This is a genomic window from Halomonas sp. SIMBA_159, assembly GCF_046536035.1.
Lineage (GTDB): Bacteria > Pseudomonadota > Gammaproteobacteria > Pseudomonadales > Halomonadaceae > Vreelandella > Vreelandella venusta_A.
In genome coordinates this window covers 82581-99508 of the sequence record NZ_JAWJBT010000015.1, presented here as the reverse complement: position 1 = coordinate 99508, position 16928 = coordinate 82581, and the positions used below count along the sequence as shown (strand labels likewise).

Below are 16928 nucleotides of genomic sequence, written 5' to 3'. Positions count from 1 at the left end.
CACTGTTTGATTAAAGCTTGTCTGCAAAGCCTTCCTGTTGCCACGCTGACAGCCACTGGGGCAGCTTCTCCGCCGGCATCGGGCGTGCAATGCCGTAACCTTGGGCCAAGTAACAGCCTAGCGATAGCAGCGCCTGAGCGTGTGCCTGGGTTTCGACTCCTTCTGCCAGAACCGGGCGGGAGAATTTTTTCGCCAGGAACACGATGCTCTCGACAATCGCGCGGTCATCTTCGCTCTCCAGCATATCCCGAACAAAGTCTCGGTCGACTTTAATGAGCTGAACGGGCAGGCGGCGGAAGTAGGCAAGTGAAGAGTAGCCGGTGCCAAAATCATCCAGCGCTACATCAATCCCCAGCCGTTGGCAGTTTTCGAGTACATGCAGCGCGGCTTGCATATCATCCAACGTGGCAGACTCTAAGATCTCTATGGCGAGCAGCTTGGTGGGTACATCGGCATAGCGCTCTAGCAGCTGCTCTAACTGAGGTAAAAAGCCTTGGTGCAGCAGGTGTTGCGGGCTGATATTGACGCTAACTTGCAGCTCAATGCCCTGTTGTTGCCACTGTTGGAGCTGCTGTAGCGCAGCTTCAATGACCCACTCTCCTAAGCGAAACTCCAGCTCGCTTCCTTCAAGAAGAGGCAAGAACTCGTCCGGTGCACATAAACCCCGTGTGGGGTGTTGCCAGCGAATTAACGCTTCAGCGCCCACCACGGTTTTTGACTGTAAATCGACTTGTGGTTGGTAAAAGAGCCTGAATTCATCATTGGCGAGCCCGTGCTGTATGGCATTCCGCTCCTGCTGGCGCAACCGAGCCAGATGTTCCTCGTCGGTGCTATAACGGATGCACTGAGCCACCCCTTGGGTTTTGGCTTGGTACAGCGCCTGATAGGCGTGACGAAAGAGAGTATCAGAATCAACCTCATCTTCTGGGTAGCATGTCATACCGATGCAGGCGGTGAGCTTTAACGTATGGCCCTGCACCTCCACCGACTGCTGAACGATTTGGTGTAGCGCGGCGCTGCTCACGTGTTGAGTTGGGGCCACGACCACAAACTCATCGCCACTTAACCGACCTGCAATCCCTTGTTCTTGCAGCGGACTCACCAATGCCTCAAGGCGTTTGGCAATACGCTTTAAAATCTGGTTACCCACGGGGTAGCCAAACAAATCATTAAGGCGTTTAAAGTCATCAATATTGAGCACGTAAACGGTGAGCGGTTCACGTTGCTGAGTAAGCGCTTCAAGCTGAGTGCGGGCTAAGCGCTGATTAGGTAGCCCCGTTAATTCATCAATATTGGCCGCTTTATACAGCGCTTCGGCATGGCGCTTGGTCTCGGTGATATCGGATTGAATGGCAATAAAGCCGCCCCCGGCTTGTTCGCCAGCCGGGAGGGGATTACAGCTGATATGCACCCAATAGGGCGTGCCATCTTTATGGTAATTCAGCACCTCTTCTTCAAAGCGCTGGCGGTGTTGCAGGGCATGTGCGATCCGCTTCACGGTATCGGGTTCAGTGGAGCTGCCTTGCACCAGCTGTCCGGGTTTTTTACCAACCGCTTCCTCAAAGGTATAGCCGCTTAGCCGCGTAAAGCCGTCGTTAATCCACTCAATCTTGCCGTTAGCATCCGTAATCACCACGCCGTTGCTGGTATTTTTGGCCACCATAGAGAGGCGTGCAATGGCTTTTTGGTCTTGGCGCTGCTGGCGATGGTTACGTAAATTGTTGATAAATTGACCAATACTGCCGAGCAGGGGGGCAAGAAAATCTACTAAAGCGTCATCGTAGCCATTTGGCCGATTCGCCAAACCAATCATGCCGATACACTGGCCATGAGAATGAATGGGGACTCCCAAAAACGCATTGAGCGGAGGGTGGCCCGGCGGCAAACCACCGCGCCGTGAATCTGTTGCTGGAGTATTTGAGATCACGACTTCTTCATGGCGCATGGCGTGCCCAAACAGCGTGTCGAGATTGCTAAAAATCATGCCGTCTGGGGCGTTTTGGTCGTAAAACTGCTTAGAGGCTTGGTCCCAGGTAATGTCAGTGATGGCATGGGCGACCAAATAAGGCTCGTTGGCGCTGTTGTATAGCACCTCGCCAATAAAACCGTATTCACTGTGAGTCAGAGCTAACAGATCTTCGAGCAGCGGGTTCAGCGCCTTGGCGTTTCCCTGGCCATCAATGAAGCTGGCTTGAGCTCGCATAATGGCTTGTTCTAGCTCTTGCTGGCGCAATAACTGTGTTTCTATCTGTTTGCGCGGAGTGACATCCAGCATGGTGCCGATCAGTTGCACCACGCTGCCATCGACAATTAACGGATTACCGGTGATACGAACCCAGCGGGGTTCGCCGGTCACCGTGACGAGTTGAAAGGTATCGTTGAACGCCACACGCTGCTCAATGGCCGTATTAATGGCGCTGATAAGTCGCGTGCGGTCTTCTGGTGTGTAAGCATCCATCCGCTGCTCAAAGGTGCGCGCATCGCGTTTATCGATATCGTATAGCTCGTTAACGACCTCGTTCCAATGCGTGGAGCGGCTGAGTACATCCATTTCCCATAAGCCAATGGCGGCGTTAGTAATGGCATGATACGCACGGTGGGCGGAATAGTGCTCAAACTGCAGTACCGTGTTACTGGCTAACTGAGTTAACAACTCTCGCTGTGAACGCGATAAACGGCGAGGTTTATTGTCCATGACGCACAACGTGCCAATCACGCTGCCGTTATCGGCGACTAAGGGCATACCTGCATAGAACACGATGTGGGGAGAAGAGGTCACTGCCGGCAGATGTTTTAGCTCAGGATCTTCGCGGGCATCCGGTACTTCATAAAGATGGTGTGATTGAATCGCTGCACCACAGAAAGAGCTGTCTCGAAGCGTCCCATCCGTTGCGTTGCCGACGCTGCTTTTAATCCACACATGGGTGTCATCTACTAGCGTGATCAACGCCATAGGGGCGTCACAATAGGTAGCCGCAAGCTGGGTGATGCGATCAAAATGCTGATCAGCCGAAAGGTCGCCTAAGGTATACCGCTTGAGCGTGAGAAGACGCTTCTCTTCGTGTTCAGGGCTGGCGGGCGGAACCATAAGTGACCTATAAGGTGATGGTGCGCGTTTATGCTTACTTTCCCTTATGGCGGCGTCACTGTCTAGCGAGTCGACAAATCTCAGTCAACGGTGGAGTATAAGACAATGCTGATTCGACTGAGAGAACCTTCGTGGACTTACTTGAGCTGTTTACGCGCACTCTAGACGTTACCTTACCTGTGTTTGCCATGGTATTTATAGGCATTGGCCTGAAGCGTTTGGGCTGGATTGATAGTGCTTTCATCTCCACTGCCTCATCCTTAGTGTTTAAAGCCACGCTACCGACGCTTATTTTTCTCAGTCTAGTCAAAGCTGACCTAAGCGTTGCGTTAGATGTGCCCCTGCTGCTGTTTTTTGCGTTAGCCACACTAGGGCAGTTTTTACTGAGCTGGGGGTGGGCGCATTTCCGCGTGCCGATGGCCGACCGGGGCATTTATGTGCAAGGGGCGTTTCGCGGTAATTGCGGGGTAGTGGGCCTAGCACTCGCAGCAGGTATGTACGGTAACTACGGGTTATCTGCGGGTAGTCTGCTGCTGGGCGTGGTGATTGTGATGTATAACGCGCTTTCTGTAGTAGCGTTAGCGGCTTACCAGCCGGGGCAATCTACCGACTGGCGCAGCCTGCTAGGGCATATTGTCAAAAACCCGCTGATTCTATCGGTATTTGCCGCGCTACCGTTTACAGCATTTTCTATTTCGCTGCCCAGTTGGGTAATGACGTCAGGCAACTACTTTGCTTCTTTAACGCTGCCGCTGGCGCTGATCTGTATCGGCGCGACGCTCTCAGTCTCCAGCATGCGAGAGGGCAGTCAGGTGGCCTTAAGCGCGAGCCTGATGAAAATGGTCATACTGCCGGTACTTTCTACCGTAGCGGCGTGGCTGCTGGGCTTCTCCGGCAGCCAGCTTGGGCTGCTGTTCCTGTTCTTCGCCAGCCCCACCGCGGCTGCCAGCTTTGTGATGGTAAAAGCGATTAACGGTAACGTAGCGCTGGCCGCCAATATCATCGCCATTACCACGCTGATGGCCAGTCTCTCGGTCACGCTAGGCATCTTCGCGCTGCGCCTGTTGGGATGGATTTAAACCAACGCAGGTTTTAAAGACCTGCGGTTGGCCGGGGCGCATCAAGACGCTATACTATGCGCCCCATAAGTCCCTGTAGCTCAGTAGGATAGAGCAGCCGCCTCCTAAGCGGCAGGTCGCAGGTTCGACTCCTGCCAGGGACGCCAGATATATCAATAGCTTAGCGCTACTGTGTATGTTGCCCTAAAGCCAATTTTTTGTTTCGTCCCCACAAGCGCCCCCACAAAAAATGGCTGCTACGATCATCTTAAAAATTTGTTTTAGGGGCTTTATTAGCGCCTTATTTGTGAGTACTTCATGAAGAGTGCTTACGCCCGTGTTATAGCCTGTGGCAATTCTTGATCTGCTAGCGATAGATCGAATATCTGTATGTAATACAGAAAATTTTCATTTGCGCTGCCATTTCCGGGGGCTTATTTCCCGCTTCAGGGATTGAGTTTGTTTAATCTGCTCATGGATCCACAAACATGAGTACTTGCCTAATGAACGTAGCTGTAAAAGAAGAAAAATATCTTACTGATCTATGTATTTGTAAGTGGGAGTCAGCCAATTGCGTTTGCATTATCACGGCCCTACGCCTGAGAAAATCGGGTTTGTTTTAGTACCCCGTTTCTCGATGATGGCGTTTTTTTCCGCTGTTGAACCCTTACGAATTGCGAACCGTATGAGCGGACGTCCCCTGTTTGATTGGACACTATTTAGTTTGGATGGTGAGCCCGTCAGTGCCAGTAACGGTATGACACTGATGGTTGATCAGCCCATTGGCGAGTGTTTGGATTTACCCTCACTGGCTGTCTGCAGTGGTTTTGAGCCAGACGTGCACCTAACGCGACCTTTAGTCAGTTGGCTACACCGTTTAGACCAGGCAGGCTGCGTGTTAGGCGGTATTGATACCGGCTGCTTTTTGCTGGCCTCCGCCGAGCTGCTTAAAGGTGAGCGGATCACGCTACATTGGGAAAGTTTGCCCGCCTTTCGTGAGCGATTCCCGTTGATCGAAACATCAGACGAGCTATTTGAGCTAGGTGAGCGCCGTTTTTCATGTGCTGGTGGCGCGGCAGCGATGGATATGGCACTAGAGGTTATCAAGCAGAGGCATGGCGCCAAGCTTGCGGTTGATGTCTCTGAGCAGCTGATCCATGAGCGCTTAAGAAACCGCCACGATCAACAGCGCATGTCGCTGGCGCGTCGACTAGGCACGCATAACCCGCGTTTGATTGAAGCCGTTGCCTTGATGGAGCGCCATTTGGAGAGGCCGTTGCCGATAGAGGAGATAGCGGATCGCATCGGGGTATCTTTACGCCATCTTCAGCGGCTATTTGAGGAGCACCTTCATAGAACGCCTCGTCAGTGGTATTTATCGCTTCGTTTATCGCGATCGCAGCGCCTGCTCATGGAAACGAATATGGATGTGTTAGAAGTGGGTATTGCGTGTGGCTTCGCGTCAAGCTCCAGCTTTGCACGCGCCTACCGCGCGCAGTTTGGTTGCTCACCCGGAGAATCACGGCGTCAGTCACTTCAGTAGTAAGCGATAAATTTGTCGCTTTATGATCGTTTTATGTCGCTTGGTGTCGTTTGAATTGTTGTCTAGTTGGCAAACTTGATTGGTATATCGCCAAAAGAGGACAAGAAAATGATGCATAAACTCGGTGGGTTGAAAACAGTGTATGCCCTAGGTGCTGCGGGATTAGCGACCTTAGCAACGGCCGCCCCAGCATCGGCTGCCCTAGATGAGGTGCGATTTGGTGTGCCGCCTTGGCCCGGTGTTACTGTAAAGTCAGAAGTGGCAGCACAGCTGATGCAGGCAATGGGTTACCAAACCCGCCAGCGGGATTTAGCAGTGAGCGTTATTTTGGCCGGCTTAACCCGTAATGATATTGATGTTTACTTGGGTGGTTGGTATCCGGTACAGACGGATATGGTAGAACCTCTTGTAGCCGATAATAAGGTGGAAAAACTGGTTTCCAATATCCAAGGGGCAAACTCTGGCTTAGTGGTACCGCAGTACGTGTATGATGCCGGCGTGACGTCGGTGGCCGACCTGGATGCCCATCGTGACCGCTTCGACGGTGAAATTCAGGGTATCGAGGCGGGCACCGGGATTAATACGGCGATCCTTTCGGCGATTGATAATGATATCGCGGGTTTAGGCGATTGGTCGCTGAACGAGAGCTCTACAGCGGCAATGCTGGCGCAAGCCGAGCAGAATATGGCCAACGGCGAATGGGTCACCTTTGTGGGTTGGGAACCCCACTGGATGAACGTTAGCTTTGATATGGCCTATTTAGACGATGCCGATGACGCGGGGATTGCCCAGATCGAGAGCACGGTATGGAGCATTGTGCCCGCTAATATGGCGACAGAAGATCCTCAGCTGCACCGCTTTCTGTCACAGTACGTAGTGGATATTGAGGATCAAAACGCCTGGGTGCATAGCTATAGCTACGAAGATCGTCCCGCCGATGAAGTGGCCTCTGAGTGGATCAGTGCCAACTTAGGTACCGTAGCTACATGGCTGGAAGGAGTAACCGCAAAAGATGGTCAGCCGGCGATAGAGGCGGTGCGCGCTAGTTATCAGTAACAGAGCGTTAATGATCTAAGCGTTGGTTGAGCGCCTGGCAAAAATCTTGCCAGGCGCTTTGCATTTCTGGCAGCAGGGCATGGGCATGCAAGGCGGCGTGCACCATCGTGTTGGCGCTTCGATACCCTACCTGCACACCGTTACGGCGCCAGGCAGCAACGGCTTGTTCAAGTGGAGCGGTTAACGGGTCGTGCTCGACGCTAAGCACTTCCAGCTGCGCGTTGGGTGGGAGCGTATCGATCTGAGTGCTCAGCCCCGGGCAGAAAGGAAGTAGCGATAAGACATCGTTACGGCTAAGCAGCGGGGCATCAGGCCCCAGCGTTTGTGGGTTAAGCGGGCCAACCGGTGGATAAATAAGCCCTAGCGGGACGCTATGCGTTAGCCGCGTTAACACGTCCAGTGCCAAGCGCCCGCCTGCGCTATCACCAACGATGGCAGCAGGCGCTATCACGCGGGTGGCGCTTAAGCACTCTCCCAGCATGTCGCTGTAGTCCGCTTCAGGCGCTAAGCAATAGTCGAGACTGACAACGTGGCGCGAGAGTCGGTCGGCTAGGCTTGCTGCAATACCATGGTGGCTGTGGACGGACCCCAGCGTAAATCCTCCGCCGTGAAGATACATAACGCGACCCAGCTTGGCGGAGGGGGGAATAAAGTGCCGAAGCACTCGGCCTTGCCAAGGCTCGTCGGTAATGCGCATGCCGGCTGGGTTAGGCGGGGCAAATGTTTGGCACAGCTGGTCGTAGCGCTGGCGCGCCTCGACGGGCGTGCTACGCGTGACGTTAGCTAAGCCTCGCTCAAAGCGGGTGATAAAGGTTTTGATATTCATAGCGATACTCGTTATTCACGGCTGCTTCCGTGAACCACCCAAGGCGAATTGAGCACTAGGCGTCAACCAGAGACGCCTAGTGTCATCGTGTGCCTTAGCTCAGCGTTTCTTACGGCCTTTATTAAACGTCTCGCGGAACAGCGAAAGTAGCATGCCCGCTGTCATTACCAGCACCACCACACTCAGCGGTAGGGCTGCCGCAATCAGCGCCGTTTGCAGCGCATTCAGACCACCGGCCACCAGCAGCACCGCCGCGACTAAGCCAATCACCACGCCCCAGAAAACGCGAAAGCGTATGGGCGGCTCGTTATCACCTAGCGATAAAATCGTGGTGAGCACCAGCGTACCGGAATCAGATGAGGTGACGAACCAGCTCATTAACAGAAAGACCATGAGGGCGGAGAGTATCCAGCCAAACATACCGCTACCCACAATGCCGTCCGCCGTAGCAAACAGTGCAGCCGGTAGGTTCCACGCATTTACCAGTTTGATAATGCCAGCGCTGCCCGGGCCTCCCGCCGCATTTAGCTCCTGATGCATGGCGTTACCACCAAAGATAATCAGCCATACAAAGATGATGAGCGTGGGCACGAATAGAACGCCCAACACAAACTCGCGCAGCGTGCGCCCTTTGGAAATCCGGGCAATAAAGAGTCCTACAAAAGGCGCCCAGGCGAGCCACCAGCCCCAATAGAAGATCGTCCAGCCCTGTTGCCAGGCAAGCTGTGCCTTCTTCCTCTGCATACCAAAGCCCCATGGGGATAAAGTTGACTGCGTAGTCGAGCAGGATTTCGCCAAACACCGTGATTAGCCACAGGGTGGGGCCCGCTAGCAGAAAAATACCGATAACCACCAGGGATACCCAGATATTCATCTCGGAAATCAGCCGAATACCGCCACGCACTCCAGAGACAGCCGAAAGAATAGAGATCACTGAAATGCCTGCAATCAGCATCAGCTGAGTATTAAGGCCAGGGTCTACGCCCACCAGCCGCTCTAACCCAACGGCCATTTGGCTCACCCCAAGTCCTAAAGAGGTCGCCACCCCAAAGACGCAGCCTAATACGCCCAAGATATCGAACAGATGCCCGGCAGGACCGAAGATGCGCTCACCAATAAACGGGTAAAGCGCAGAACGCAGCGCTAGGGGTAAGCCTTTGCGATAGGCAAAGTAGGCCAGCGACATACCGACAATCACATAAATCGCCCAACCGTGAAGCCCCCAGTGAAATAGCGTGACGCGCAGCGCATCGATGGCGCGTTCGTGGCCAATCGCCGTGGCGCCTGCCATATCGGCATGGGGGTTGTTGGGGTAGCCAAAGGCGCCGGTGTTATCGAGATAGAACACGGGCTCTGCGACGCCGAAAAACAGAATGCCAATGCCAATCCCGGCGGACAGCAACATTGCGAACCACGCAAAATTGCTGAACTCTGGGCGGCTATCGTCAGCACCAAGCCTTACGCTGCCGAAGCGGCTGAAGATGATAAAGGCACAGACGGCGAGTAGCAGCATGACGGTAATGAGATAGTAGCCGCTGAAGGTGCTCTCAATCCAGGCGCGTGTGGTACCAAAGACGCTGCTAGCGGTCTCTGAACCAAATCCAGTGAAAAGTACAAAGAGCAGCACAAGCGCGCTCGCGGTTAGCGTCATGCCTTTGTGCATTCCTTGGAAGAAGCCGCCCTGGGCCAGCTCAGTCACCATGTAGTCGGTACTAAGTTCGGCCTTGGGTGAGTGAGGATGTGAAAGCGGCGTGGGGCGATGGGGGGGAGTAGGCGTAGCGATATTCTTGTCCTCTTGGGCCGGGCGTTGGGCCGGCAGCCCCGGTAAATCGCCCGCCGAAGAGGGCGATTAATACGGTTTTATAAGGCGCTGCGGGTTTGTTGTTATCGCCGTATGGCTATCGTGCGGCCGGCGAGTTCTGGCCAATCTGAGGGTGAAGCGAGGGGTAACGCAGCGACAGCGGCCTCAACGTGCGTGGGAAAGGGGGCAGGGCGCCCGCTATCGCTATCCATGCCCATCAGCATCTGCTCGCTGGTGGCGAGCAAGTTACCTTCCTCGTTATGCAGCTTGAAGAAAACGTGCAGGCGTTTCTTGTCGCGATCCAGTAGCGTCAGCTCTACGCTTAGTGTCTGCCCCTCGTGGGCTTCACGGCGATAGCAGAGGTGTGTTTCAAGGGTATAAATAGTGTAGCAATGGCGTTTACGGCCTGGTTCGTCTAAGCCGATGTGCTCCATTAACGCCTCGACCGCCAACGAGAAGACCCGAGCGTACTCGGCATCGTTCATATGGCCGTTGTAGTCGACCCAGTTTGAAGCCACACGGCTCTCTAAAATCACCATTAGATACGTCCTTCCAAGCCCTCGGCTTCGGGCCAGTATTTTTGTACCAAGCCCAGCAGTTCGACTAAGAAGTCATCGCGGCGGCGGTCAAGCTCAGCCACTGGACGCCCCGCAGCTTGGTGCTCACAGCCCTCCACCACACGGTCGATCAGCTCATCGGTGAGTTCGGGTGCTTCCAATTTTGTCCAAGGTAGTTTTAGCGCCGGGCCAAACTGCTCCAACATATGGCGCATGCCTGGTTCGCCGCCTGCCAAATGGAAGGTGAGGAAGGTGCCCATTAACGACCAGCGCAGACCGCAGCCGTAGACCACCGCGGCGTCGATCTCTTCGGTCGTTGCCACCCCATCATTCACTAAGTGCAGCGCCTCGCGCCACAGGGCTTCCATTAGGCGATCCGCAATATGGCCCTCAATCTCTCTGCGCACGACTAGAGGACGCATAGCAAGTGCCTGGTAAGACATGCGGGCGCGCTCTAGTTGTTCAGGTGCGGTCGCTTCACCGCCTACCAGTTCCACAAGCGGCAATAGATAAACCGGATTAAAGGGGTGCGCGACAATGACGCGGCCTGGTGCCCGCGTGCAGGCCTGTTGCAAGTCGGTGGGCTTGAAGCCGGATGTAGAGGAGCCAATCAATACGTCTGGCGCGCTGGCCGCATCCAACTCAGCCAGAATCTTACGCTTGAGATCCAAGCGTTCTGGCACGTTTTCTTGGATCAGGTCGGCGCCTTTGACCGCCGCTTCTAAGCTTTCCACAAAGCGCAGCCGCGTTGGGCTGGCGCCCTGAGCAAGGCCATGCTTCTCCAACGACGCCCAGGCATTGTCAACGAAAGCTCTGGTGCGCTGCGGTGCATCAGGGTCTGGATCGAAGGCTACAACATCCCAGCCGTTTGCGAGCGCCCGTGCGATCCAGCCATTACCGATAACGCCCGTGCCGATAACCGTGAGCTGTTGACTCATGATTGCCCCCCATTAGACTGGCCTTCAATACCACCGGTATGCGGGTTACGTAGTTTGAGGTGTGCACGCGTTTCAGCGGGTGTCATAACGCGGGCACCTAGGTTCTCAATAAGCGTCGAGGCGTGCTCTACCAGCTGCGCGTTCGTGGCCAGCGTGCCTTTTTTAAGGTAGAGGTTATCTTCTAATCCGACGCGGGCATGGCCCCCCAATAGCACTGCTTGTGCTGCCATAGGCATTTGATGACGACCGATGCCGAAGGCTGCCCACTGAGCGTTTTCTGGCAGCTTATTGCGCATGGCTAACATAGTTTCAGGGTCAGCTTCAGCGCCCCAGGGAATGCCCAGGCAGAGCTGATAGAGAGGATCGCCTTCAATCAATCCCTCTTTCTGCAGCTGACGAGCGAACCACACATGGCCCAAGTCAAAACACTCCAGCTCAGGTTTGACGCCTGCCGCCTGCACCAAGCGTGCGTGCTCGCGCAGCCAATCGGCGGGATTGACGTAGACCATATCGCCAAAGTTGAGGCTGCCGCAGTCGAGCGTACACAGTTCGGGCAGTAGTTCACCGACCGGCTCATGGCGCTGAGCCGGTGTTTGAATATCAGTGCCGGGGCCACCACGGGTGGGGTCATTCGCGTCGGGAATCCAGTCGCCGCCACCGCCTGCGGTGATGTTCATGACGATATCCACGTCGGCTTCGCGCACACGCTCCATCACTTCGCGGAAGTGATCAAGCGAGTGACTGATGCCACCAGTTTCGGGATCGCGCACATGAATATGCGCTATGCTAGCCCCGGCTTTCGCGGCGGCAATGCAGTCATCGGCGATTTGCTTCGGCGTGATGGGCACGTGTTGGCTTTTTGCCGTCGTATCGCCGGCGCCAGTGACTGCGCAGGTTAAAATCACGTTTCTATTCACTTGCTGCTCCTTTTGAGGGCTAAGAGGTTGGCCCTATTGTGGCAACAAGTCGTTGAGCTGAGTCGTCACTAAGCGACATGCAGGGCCCGCTAAGCGACAAGATTTTTTGTTATTTGGCTGGCAAGTGTTTACCAACTAACGCGTGAAGCATCACGCAGTCGCACGATGGTACGAGGGCGCCGATCAGTAGTGCTAAGCGCTTATTCAAAATTAATCGTGCGATCAGCTCAATAGCTACGTCATAGCTGATGTACCTCTCCACGGAGAGGATCAAACGAAAGGTAAGCACTCAACGAAAGCCAAGCCTACTTCATTTGACGCCCCTTTAACTCAGTTAGATTCAGCTCCGGCGAGTAGGCCGATAAGATAACCAGATGCACACGGTACGATATCCACTCGACTATTTTCCGCCTGAAGGCCCTAGGCCTTTTGCCCTCACTTTGTTACAACTCTTCCTTGAATTTTGCTTTGCAATTACCGCTCATACACATTGTGCAGTAGTGCTCCCTATCTTCATGTTGCGTACCCGTACCCATGACAATGCCGCAGTTGTTGCAAAGCAGAGTTTCCGTGCCATCTTCTACCTTCACAATTGCATGTTTGTAGTCCATAAAACTCTCCGTGAAGCCCTCACCCTGCAAGGGGGAGGAGTAATAGCATGTCGGCGAAAGCCAACCCTTCTGTCACCCGCCGAGTGGTCTGATTTTGACGCTGTTGCTGAATGAGATCAGCGTCTGCACCCAATAATGCGTAAACCGTGCGTCAGCATTTTCCGCGTGAGCCATACCCATTTCTGTGAACGAGTCGCTCATTAAATTACGGCAGTGGCCGGGGCTGTTGATCCAGCTTTCGATAGCTGCGTCGGCGTTGGTATGGCCAGCGGCGATGTTTTCGCCGACGGTGCGCCAGGAGTAGCCTTGTTGGGTGGCGCGTTCGCCTACGCCGTTGCCGTCTTGGCCGGTGTGGCTGAAGTAGTCATTCTCGGCCATGTCGTCTGCGTGGGCTTGCGCGGCGGCGGTGAGCGGGCAGCTCCAGGTGAGCTGGCGGCGTTGAAAGATTGTTCACCGCATTGGCGGGTTTGGTTTCTGGCCTCGTTAACGCGTGCCAGCATCTGTTGCTGCTGTTGGGTAGGGGCGCAGGCGGTGGAAGTGGCGGCTGTGTCGCTCTCTGCCCAAGCAAACGGACTTGCTACCCAAACTATTGCTGTGAGCACGGTAGAAAAAAGCGCCCGAACCAGCGGGCGCTTTGTGAGTGGCTTATCCACCGAATTTCTCGTTCTCACCCAAGTTGGGCGTGGCGTCTTTTTTGAGATTGGCTTTGGCAATCTCATAAAGCTGGAACGTTTTGCTCTCTTTGGCTTTCCAGTGCTCGCCCATTTCTACTTTCACTTCCAGTAGGGCGACATCGGGGTCGTCTTTGCCCTCAGGAAACCAGGCAGCCACAAAGTGGTTCCAGTATTTTTCAATCAGCTCGCGGTTGTCGATCACGTTAGCTTTGCCGGATAAAGAGACATACACGCCATCGTCTTGATCCGAGAAGCTAAGGCACACGTCGTGGTCGTTTTGGGTTTCCAGTACTTTTTCAGCGCTACGGCGGGTAAAGAACCAGAGCGTGCCGTCGTACTCGTCCTGCACTAGGTGCATGGGGCGTGCGCGGGGCGTGTCGTGGTCTAGCGTGACCAGCATGCCGACTTTGATATCTTTGATCATCTTCCAGATTTTTTGCTTATGCTCTGGGCTAGACATGATTTCACTCTCCTTATGAATAGCTAGCGGGGCTACCCTTTCTTTGCGGTCAATAAACTTATGCAAAATATAACTGGGTTTGATTGATGCTGTACAAACCCTGTCACTAGCCTAGCTGCGATCGGGCATATCAGCAAATATGCTCTCCTGGCAGCTCGATATAGAATTCGCCACCGCCGCCTTGGGCATCCTGGTAGTGCACTTCCCCGCCCAACTGCTGAGCGATTTCTCGGGTGATGGCTAACCCCAGCCCGGTGCCGGGAAGTTTGCGGGTGTCGCTTCCGTCGGCTTGCGAGAAGCGCTGAAAAAGATGACGTTGGAAATCGGCGGGCACGCCGGGGCCATGGTCGCGCACTACTATGCGTGCTTTGGCGTGGTGGTAGTCCACGGATACCTCTACTTTGCTACCCGGCGGGGTAAACTTCACCGCATTTGACATGAGGTTGGTGAGCGCTTGGATTAACCGCTGGCCGTCTGCCTTAACGCGAACGTCGGGCCAGCGGCCTACCGCATGAATATCCACCTTGTGCTGCTCTCCATAACCTGCCATGGATTCAATAGCTTCTGCCACCAGCGGAGTGAGTAGCTGCTCTTCTATATTCATGGGCATTTTGCCCGCCACCAGCTTTTCCATATCCAGCAGGTCGTTTATCAGCGTGGCAAGCCGCTGTACGTTACGCTGTGCGGTTTCCAGTAATGCGTTCGCGGGGGCGGGAAGGACGCCTACTGCACCCCCGGCCATAAGCCCGAGTGAGCCGTTTATGGAGGTGAGCGGGGTGCGTAGCTCATGGCTAACGGTGGCGATGAACTGGTTTTTCATTTTATCCAGCCGTCGGCGCTCGGTAATGTCTTCGATGAGTGACCAAATCACCAGGCGTCCGTCGGGGTCTTGGCTGAGCATGCCTTGTAGGCGCACGGGGTAACGGCTGCCATCTTTGCGAATGTACTCTTTTTCAAAGGGCCCGTAGCGGCCTTCGGTTTTGAGGCTTACCAGCACTTGCTCTTCAACAACTTGATACTCCTTGGGTGTCAGATCCCAGTAGCTTAGTTTTACGAATTCGTCCCGGGTGTAGCCGGAGGGCAGCGTTAGGGCGTCGTTGAGATCGATAAACTGCCCGGTCTCTAGATCGTTGAGAGCGATGCCAATGGGGGCAAATTCGAACAGGCCCCTTAAGCGGCTCTCATTGCACTCCATGGTTTTACGGGCTAACTCTTGCTCGTGAATATCGTGCAGGTAGCCGTGCCAACGAATACTGCCGTCTGCTAAGCGTTCAGGTCGCGCCTGTCCGGTGGTCCAGCGGTAGGCGCCTTGAGCGTCTCTTACTCGGTAGGTGGCGTGCCAGTCTTCTAGCGTATTGGCAGAGTGCTGAATACTGGCTGCTACGGGTGCAAGGTCATCTGGGTGAATACGCTCAAACGCTGGGCTGGCATCCAATGCCGCCTGTTTGGGGGTTAAGCCGTAGAGCGTTTGTATCTGTGACGAGCTGAACGGGAAGGAAGCGCGGCCATCGGGAAACTGGCGGTATTGGTAAATCACGCCAGGCAGTTGGGCCATTAGCTTAGTGATGCGTTCGTTGCTCAAGCTATTGGTCAACGTGTCGGCTAGCCAGCGGGCTAAAAGGCGTAGGAATAGCGTTTCGCTCTCGTCGAACTCGGTGGGGCGTGGGGTAGCGGAAGAGAAGTTAAGCGTGCCGAACACCTGGCCTTCCACTTCAATCACCATAGAGGCATATGCTCCTAGCGGGAACGATTGATAGCAGGGGTGCGAGTGGCAATCGCTGTCGGGCACGTTGGCGATAAACAGCTCTTTCCTTTGGCCGGAAAATAGTAGGTGGCACCATGTGCTGCCCAGCTCAAAGCGCTCACCGGCACTGAGGGGAAAAGTGGGGGCGGCCTCTACCCAGCGGGCGGTGTAAACGTCACCTTCGATCTGGCTGAGGATGGCCAGGTCCAGGCCGAGGTAGTGGCGCGTTTTGTGCAACGCATGCTGAATTTTGGCGTCGAGGGTGTCGAGCGAGTTAAACGCGATGTCGTTGAGCAGCAGCAGCGCATCGTGGTGTTTACGCAGTTGGGCGCGGGCGTCGTGCTCGCGGGTAATGTCGACGATAAAACCTTCCATGATCAAGGGGTGCTGGGCGTCTCCCGTCACCCAGTTGCCACGCTCTTCTACCCAGCGCCAACGGCCATCGCGGTGGCATATCCGGTACTCAACGTGCCAGCCTTCATTCAAGGCTCGTGCGGTCTCAATGGCTTCGCCTATGATGTGTGCATCGTCGGGGTGGATGATATCGGCATAGCTGAGGCTCGCGTTGTTAATCAGCTCTTCTGCGGGGTGCCCGCTGACGCGGTCGATTTGGCCGCTGATGTAGAGCATGGTCCAGTTTTCGTCTGGTAAGCAGCGGTAGGTTACGCCGGGCATGTTGCTCAGCAGTGAGGCGAACTCATCTCGGCTGGCTTGCAAGGCCTGCTGGGCCTCAACTTCATGGGTAATGTCGGTGTGGGTGCCATACATCAGCAGCGGCTGGCCATCTGGTGTCCAGTCAAATACCTGCCCACGATCGTGCACCCACACCCAGTGACCCTGCTTGTGGCGCATTCTTGCTTTGCAGTTATAGCTTTCTGTTTCCCCTAAGAAATGGGCATTGAGTAGCGCGCCAGAGTGAGCGAGGTCGTCGGGGTGGGCTAGGTCTAGCCAAGTATCAATCGTGGTTGGGCTTAGCTCTTCAAGGGTGTAACCAACGATCTGCGCCCAACGCTCGTTGAAGTGGGTCTCTCCCGTCTGTACGTTCCACTGCCAGGTGCCGACACGGGTGCCTTCGATCACCAGCCGTGCACGGCGTTCGCTCTCCTGAAGCGCCTGAGCCAGCGCTGCGTGTGATGCGTGATTGCCAATATCGCTCTGAATGAGCTCCTCGATCATGGCCGCCATGTCGCGAAGCACCGCCATTTGCTCATCTGTTAATGTTCTTGGGGTAGCGTCGATCAGGCAGAGCGTTCCCACTCGATGGCCTGAAGGCGTGTGTAGCGGCATCCCGCCATAGAACCGGATAAAGGGCTCGGCTGTGACCATTGGGTGGTCGATGAAGCGCGCATCCTCTAGGGCGTCTTCCACGATGAGAGGATCGCTCATTAGCATGGTATGTCTGCAAAAGGAGTGCTCCAACGGCGCTTCGCTGGCGTTTATCAGTCCCTGGCAAGATTTGAACAGTAGGCGTTCTTGGTTGATCAGGGCGACCAGTGCGGTAGACACGCCAAACACCTGTTGCGCCAGACGTGTTATGCGGTCAAAACGAGGATCGTTGTCGTAGTTCAACAAGTGGAGCTCATTCCACTCGGATGAATGTGCAACACGATTTTCTGAGGCCTGGGGTGTTTTCATGGCGTAACCATCGGATGACC

The 16928-nt window shown here is 54.8% G+C and carries 13 protein-coding genes, 1 tRNA gene and 2 pseudogenes; 4 read left to right on the top strand and 12 right to left on the bottom strand.

Translation table 11 applies throughout. From position 1 onward, the window contains the following. Positions 1-10 precede the first annotated feature (10 nt). Positions 11-3088 (bottom strand): sensor domain-containing phosphodiesterase, encoded by a 3078-nt coding sequence (locus R0J87_RS11525; protein ID WP_498886267.1) that lies wholly within the window; start codon positions 3086-3088, stop codon positions 11-13. A gap of 131 nt (positions 3089-3219) precedes the next feature. On the opposite strand from R0J87_RS11525, the gene R0J87_RS11520 reads away from it, so the two are divergent. The 4 genes from R0J87_RS11520 to R0J87_RS11505 all read left to right on the top strand — a co-directional run bounded on the left by R0J87_RS11520 (position 3220) and on the right by R0J87_RS11505 (position 6745). Beyond that, positions 3220-4167, top strand: coding sequence for an AEC family transporter (locus tag R0J87_RS11520; RefSeq protein WP_498886265.1), 948 nt, complete (start codon positions 3220-3222; stop codon positions 4165-4167). 69 nt (positions 4168-4236) lie between these two features. Continuing rightward, positions 4237-4313: transfer RNA gene (locus R0J87_RS11515), tRNA-Arg, on the top strand. 404 nt (positions 4314-4717) lie between these two features. Beyond that, on the top strand, positions 4718-5689 hold the full coding sequence (locus R0J87_RS11510; protein WP_498886263.1) for a GlxA family transcriptional regulator: 972 nt from the start codon (positions 4718-4720) through the stop codon (positions 5687-5689). A 108-nt stretch (positions 5690-5797) separates the two neighbouring features. Further along, entirely contained in the window at positions 5798-6745 is a 948-nt protein-coding gene (locus R0J87_RS11505) for an ABC transporter substrate-binding protein (RefSeq protein WP_498886261.1), read from the top strand. A 7-nt stretch (positions 6746-6752) separates the two neighbouring features. Here the strand turns inward: R0J87_RS11505 and R0J87_RS11500 are convergent, their stop codons facing one another. From R0J87_RS11500 to R0J87_RS11450, 11 genes and pseudogenes are all read right to left on the bottom strand, one after another. Beyond that, a complete protein-coding gene (locus R0J87_RS11500) occupies positions 6753-7571 on the bottom strand; it encodes an alpha/beta hydrolase fold domain-containing protein (protein ID WP_498886259.1) in 819 nt (272 codons plus the stop codon). Between the two features lie 99 nt (positions 7572-7670). Beyond that, entirely contained in the window at positions 7671-8315 is a 645-nt protein-coding gene (locus R0J87_RS11495; protein ID WP_498886257.1) for a BCCT family transporter, read from the bottom strand. Positions 8316-8409: 94 nt separating this feature from the next. After that, positions 8410-9222 (bottom strand): annotated as a pseudogene (locus R0J87_RS11490) (BCCT family transporter); the annotation flags it as partial. A gap of 233 nt (positions 9223-9455) precedes the next feature. Further along, positions 9456-9911: a thioesterase family protein gene (locus tag R0J87_RS11485; protein WP_498886255.1), complete on the bottom strand. Its 456-nt coding sequence runs from the start codon at positions 9909-9911 to the stop codon at positions 9456-9458. After that, positions 9911-10867, bottom strand: coding sequence for an L-carnitine dehydrogenase (locus tag R0J87_RS11480; protein ID WP_498886253.1), 957 nt, complete (start codon positions 10865-10867; stop codon positions 9911-9913). Before R0J87_RS11480 ends, R0J87_RS11485 begins: the two co-directional genes overlap by 1 nt. Beyond that, positions 10864-11784: a beta-keto acid cleavage family enzyme gene (locus tag R0J87_RS11475; RefSeq protein WP_289125845.1), complete on the bottom strand. Its 921-nt coding sequence runs from the start codon at positions 11782-11784 to the stop codon at positions 10864-10866. Before R0J87_RS11475 ends, R0J87_RS11480 begins: the two co-directional genes overlap by 4 nt. A 239-nt stretch (positions 11785-12023) precedes the next feature. Then, positions 12024-12212: pseudogene (locus R0J87_RS11470) on the bottom strand (IS630-like element ISHsp2 family transposase); the annotation flags it as partial. A gap of 15 nt (positions 12213-12227) precedes the next feature. Beyond that, positions 12228-12395, bottom strand: coding sequence for a hypothetical protein (locus R0J87_RS11465; RefSeq protein WP_498886251.1), 168 nt, complete (start codon positions 12393-12395; stop codon positions 12228-12230). Positions 12396-12467: 72 nt separating this feature from the next. Next, positions 12468-12773 (bottom strand): CAP domain-containing protein, encoded by a 306-nt coding sequence (locus R0J87_RS11460; RefSeq protein ID WP_498886249.1) that lies wholly within the window; start codon positions 12771-12773, stop codon positions 12468-12470. Positions 12774-13040: 267 nt separating this feature from the next. Next, entirely contained in the window at positions 13041-13529 is a 489-nt protein-coding gene (locus R0J87_RS11455; RefSeq protein ID WP_498886248.1) for a pyridoxamine 5'-phosphate oxidase family protein, read from the bottom strand. A gap of 130 nt (positions 13530-13659) precedes the next feature. Continuing rightward, complete coding sequence (locus tag R0J87_RS11450; RefSeq protein WP_498886247.1) at positions 13660-16845, bottom strand: PAS domain-containing protein; 3186 nt, start codon at positions 16843-16845, stop codon at positions 13660-13662. Positions 16846-16928 lie beyond the last annotated feature (83 nt).

Bases quoted from the DNA above. Each gene is read 5' to 3' on its own strand.
- R0J87_RS11480 (WP_498886253.1), bottom strand. From the start codon at position 10,867: ATGAGTCAACAGCTCACGGTTATCGGCACGGGCGTTATCGGTAATGGC.
- R0J87_RS11485 (WP_498886255.1), bottom strand. From the start codon at position 9,911: ATGGTGATTTTAGAGAGCCGTGTGGCTTCAAACTGGGTCGACTACAAC.
- R0J87_RS11465 (WP_498886251.1), bottom strand. From the start codon at position 12,395: ATGGACTACAAACATGCAATTGTGAAGGTAGAAGATGGCACGGAAACT.
- R0J87_RS11505 (WP_498886261.1), top strand. From the start codon at position 5,798: ATGATGCATAAACTCGGTGGGTTGAAAACAGTGTATGCCCTAGGTGCT.
- R0J87_RS11460 (WP_498886249.1), bottom strand. From the start codon at position 12,773: ATGGCCGAGAATGACTACTTCAGCCACACCGGCCAAGACGGCAACGGC.
- R0J87_RS11495 (WP_498886257.1), bottom strand. From the start codon at position 8,315: ATGCAGAGGAAGAAGGCACAGCTTGCCTGGCAACAGGGCTGGACGATC.
- R0J87_RS11500 (WP_498886259.1), bottom strand. From the start codon at position 7,571: ATGAATATCAAAACCTTTATCACCCGCTTTGAGCGAGGCTTAGCTAAC.
- R0J87_RS11455 (WP_498886248.1), bottom strand. From the start codon at position 13,529: ATGTCTAGCCCAGAGCATAAGCAAAAAATCTGGAAGATGATCAAAGAT.
- R0J87_RS11525 (WP_498886267.1), bottom strand. From the start codon at position 3,088: ATGGTTCCGCCCGCCAGCCCTGAACACGAAGAGAAGCGTCTTCTCACG.